The organism is Arthrobacter sp. CAL618 (assembly GCF_000468215.1).
Classification (GTDB): Bacteria; Actinomycetota; Actinomycetes; order Actinomycetales; family Micrococcaceae; genus Arthrobacter_D.
In genome coordinates this window covers 5,078-9,399 of the sequence record NZ_ASZW01000088.1, presented here as the reverse complement: position 1 = coordinate 9,399, position 4,322 = coordinate 5,078, and the positions used below count along the sequence as shown (strand labels likewise).

The window sequence follows — 4,322 nt, the reverse complement described above, 5'->3', positions numbered from 1 at the left end:
GGGTGAGCCACTTTTTTGCGTCCTGTGGTGGACGCTGGACGCTACGAGATGGGCTACGAGATGGAAGCCTTCGCGGCTGCGGCGGATGACGTCGCGTCGCCCTTGGTCGGTTCCAGCCGCACGATCACTGCTTTCGACATGGGCGTGTTGCTGCCCTCGGCCAGCTCCTCCAGGGGGACCAGCACGTTGGCCTCCGGGTAATACGCGGCGGCACAGCCACGGGCACTCGGGTAGGACACCACGCGCCAGTTCCGCAGCACGCGTTCCCGGCCGTCCTGATATTCGCCGCGGATGTCCACGTACTGGCCGTCAGAGAAGCCCAGCTCGGCCAGGTCCTCCGGGTTCACGAACACCACGTGGCGGCCCTTCTTGATGCCCCGGTAGCGGTCGTTGTGACCGTAGATGGTGGTGTTGAACTGGTCGTGAGAGCGGAGGGTCTGCAGGATCAGGGTGCCTGCGGGACGCTCGACCGGCTGCAGGTCGTTCACCGTGATGATCGCCTTGCCGGTGGGGGTACTGAAGGTCCGTGAATCGCGTGGTCCGTTCGGCAGTACAAACCCGCCTTCCCGGCGAACCTTCTCGTTGTAGTTCTCGCACCCGTCCACCACGTGCGAGATGTGCTCGCGGATCACGTCGTAGTTGGCCTCGAAACCGGCCCAGTCCACGTTCACCTTGTCGCCGAGCACGGCCCGCGCAAGACGGCTGACAATGGCCACCTCGGAGAGCAGATTCGGCGCTACCGGGTCAACGGTGCCGTGCGATGGGTGCACGGCGCAAACCGTGTCCTCAACCGTGACGAACTGCGGGCCGTTGGCCTGCATGTCGATCTCGGACCGGCCGATGGTCGGGAAGATCAGCGCTTCCTTGCCGATCACCGCGTGCGACCGGTTCAGCTTGGTCGAGATCTGCACCGTCATATCGGTAGCCTGCATGGCCTCCTCGGCGGCGTGGGTGTCAGAGATCGCTGCTACGAAGTTTCCGCCCAATGCGACGAAAACCTTGACGCCGCCGTCGCGCATCTGGCGGATGGTCTCCACAGCGTCAATGCCGTGGTCCCGAGGTGGGTCGAAGCCGAACTCCTCTTCCAGGGCGTCAAGGAACGACGGCGGCATCTGCTCCCAGATGCCCATGGTCCGGTCGCCCTGGACGTTGCTGTGCCCGCGAATCGGGGAGGCACCGGCGCCAGGCTTGCCGATGTTGCCGCGCAGCAGGAGCAGGTTGATGATCTCCTTGATGGTGGCCACGCCCTTTTTCTGCTGCGTGATGCCCATGGCCCAGGTGATGATGACCTTGTCGGCCTTGATGTAGCGGTCCGCCAACTCGTCGATTTCCTCGACAGTCAAACCGGTGGCCTGAAGTACTGCGCCCTCATCCAGCTGGGTCAGACTGACTTTGAGCTCGTCAAGACCCTGGGTGTGCTTTTCCAGGAAGTCGTGGTCCAGGACCGTTCCCGGGTTCGCCGCTTCGGCGTCGAGGACCCGCCGGCAGATCGCCTGCATGAGGGCCATGTCGCCGCCGATGCGGATTTGCATGAACTGGTCGGCGATCTCGGTGCCGCGGCCCAGGACTCCCTTGATCTCCTGCGGGTTCTTGTACCGTTTCAGGCCAGCTTCGGGCAGGGGATTGATGGCGACGATTTCGGCGCCGTTCTCCTTGGCGTGCTCCAGTGCTGTGAGCATCCGGGGGTGGTTGGTGCCCGGGTTCTGTCCCATGATGATGATCAGGTCGGCTTTGGCGAAGTCATCGTAGGCGACTGTGGCTTTGCCGATTCCGATGGTCTGGCCCATGGCCCAGCCCGAGGACTCGTGGCACATGTTGGAGCAGTCGGGAAGGTTGTTGGTGCCGAAGGCCCTAACGAACAGCTGATACGCGAACGCAGCCTCGTTCGACGCGCGGCCACTGGTGTAGAACGCCGACTGATGCGGGCTCTCCAGACCGTTGAGCTTGTCAGCGACCAGCGAGAACGCCTTGTCCCAGCTGACCGGCTGGTAATGATCGCTGTCGGCAGGCTTGTAGACGGGCTCGGTGAGACGCCCCTGCATGCCCAGCCAGTATTCGCTTCTGGTGAGCAGGTCAGTGATCGAATGCTCAGCCCAGAACTCGGAGGCCACCAGCACTGGAGTTGCTTCCCAGGTGACAGCTTTGGCACCGTTCTCGCAAAACTCGAAGTTGCTACGCTTCCCGGGATCGGGCCAGGCGCAACTCATACAGTCGAAACCATCTTTCTGGTTCAGTGCGAGCAGGGTCTTCCGTGTCCGGTTAGGGCCCATATGCTTGATCGCCGGCTGCATCGAGTGAATGACACCCGGGACACCAGCGGCCCATTCCTTGGGTTTGCCAACCTCGATGTCACTCTCGTCGGCTTCTTCTACGTGCGGATTTGTGCGGACCATTTTCCACTTCTCTTTCTTACTTCGATACCCCAGACTTAGCAGGCAGCGCCGCGTACCGCAAGGCCCGGTCGATGTCGCGGGCCGAGTCTCGTGCATATCTGACCCATCAGGGCAGTAGTCTCGACAGGTGAAACCGTTTCTGCTGATTGCCACCCGTGCCGAGGACGCCGCCGCCGACGGCGAGTACCAGGCGTTCCAGCGTTTCGGCGGGCTTGAGCCGCACCAGCTACGCCGTGTGCGCGCCGAATCCGGCCCTCTGCCGCATGTCGACCTGGAGCACTACTCGGGCATAATGGTGGGTGGCAGCCCGTTCAACTCATCCGACCCGGAACACCAGAAGTCCGAGGTCCAGCGGCGGGTGGAACGCGATATCGGCGGGTTGCTGGATCGGGTTGTCGCCGCCGACTTCCCCTTCCTCGGCGCCTGCTACGGGGTGGGCACCCTGGGGCGTCATCAGGGTGCGGTGATTGACCGCACCTTTTCCGAACCAATCGGGGCGGTGCCCATCACGCTGGCCGCCGAGGGCGCTGTGGATCCGCTGCTGGCCGGGCTGCCGTCGTCGTTCGATGCCTTCGTGGGGCACAAGGAAGCCTGCACCACCCTGCCCGACGGCGCGGTGCTGCTTGCGTCATCGGCAACCTGTCCGGTCCAGATGTTCCGGATCCGCACCAACCTTTATGCCACCCAGTTCCATCCAGAGCTCGACGTCGACGGACTGATCCAGCGCATCGACATCTACCGCGACGCCGGGTACTTCCCTCCGGCTGAAGCTGAAGACTATATGGGTCGCGCCCGCTCGGCGCGGGTCGAGTGGCCGGCGACGATCCTGCGGAACTTTGTCAGCCGGTACGCGACCGCGTAGCTAAGCGGGCTCTGACGCTCCGTGCCTTCGGTTCGTTGGTGAACAATCGCGGCGAATCGTTGGGCCTGCGGACCCCGTGGGGCAAGGCGCTAGGGTTTTTCGCTACCTGTCTCGCCATTAGTCTGGCCCTTTAGAAGGCCTTGAGCCGGGGTGTCGTCCAGAAACGTGCATGCAATGCATGCGTTGCATGCATCATTTGAAACGGATACTTATCCGCACCTAGCGAACGCCAGCCGCTTCAGTCCAAGGACGAGCCTCGGACGGGATCTATTCGGTAGCTGCGTCCGCCGTGGGGGTTCGTTCGGCGGCAGCGTTCGAAGGGTGGCCTCGTTCGGCAGCAGCGATGTCGTCGGCCAGGTGCTGGAGCTTTAGGCTGAGCTCGCGCGCACGGGTGCTCAACTGTGCGGGGGAGTTCAACGGCGCGAGGGAGCCCATCGACGCCGGATCGGCCGGTAAAGCCGGGGTGCTCGCCGTTGGCCCAGCCGGCCGCACGGGCAGGTGGGGCACCGCGGGCCGCGACGTGTCCGCCGCGAGATCGCTGGTTCCAGCACCTCGGGAGGGTGGCTGCGAGGCGGAGTCGTGGACTACCTCGATGTCGAAGACCATCTGGTCCGCATGGTGCCAGGTGGTGAAGACCTCCACGGGTCGTCCTGCTGCGTCGAGGCTGGTTCCCTCAAGGACCAGCACCGGGGCGTGTGGCGCCATGTGCAGCAGGGCAAGCAGTTCGGCGTCGGCCGGTGCTGCCCTGATCTGGCGCTTGCCAGCGACGATCTCGATACCGTACTTCTGGCGCAGCACTGAATGCAGTGAGGTGTCCTGCAGCTCTTCGGCGGTCAGCGTGGAACACAGGGGGAGCGCAAGCCATGTGTGGATCAGGGCGAGGGGAGCCCCCTCGACCGAACGCAGCCGCTCGATGGCCAGCACCTCGGGGGTGCCAAGCGCCGTCGCGATGCCCTGCGCCGGTTCCACGCTGAAGGACAGCACCTCGGTGGTCACGGACACGCCGGTTTCGGCGATCTGCGTGGACAGGCCGGGCATCCGGTGCACCAGCCGGTGATGTTCCCGGC

The 4,322-nt window shown here is 64.1% G+C and carries 3 protein-coding genes; 1 reads left to right on the top strand and 2 read right to left on the bottom strand.

What is annotated here, in order from left to right; genetic code table 11:
- Positions 1–53 precede the first annotated feature (53 nt).
- The gene (locus K728_RS0105315; protein WP_024476076.1) at positions 54–2,393 is read right to left on the bottom strand and encodes an FdhF/YdeP family oxidoreductase; all 2,340 of its coding nucleotides are present in this window, start codon (positions 2,391–2,393) and stop codon (positions 54–56) included.
- A gap of 127 nt (positions 2,394–2,520) precedes the next feature.
- Between K728_RS0105315 and K728_RS0105310 the strand changes: the two genes are divergently transcribed.
- Positions 2,521–3,255, top strand: a complete 735-nt coding sequence (locus K728_RS0105310; RefSeq protein WP_024476075.1) for a glutamine amidotransferase — start codon at positions 2,521–2,523, stop codon at positions 3,253–3,255.
- 267 nt (positions 3,256–3,522) lie between these two features.
- Here the strand turns inward: K728_RS0105310 and K728_RS18475 are convergent.
- Positions 3,523–4,322: GntR family transcriptional regulator (locus K728_RS18475; RefSeq protein ID WP_193353919.1), on the bottom strand; the 800-nt coding region annotated here is incomplete at its 5' end.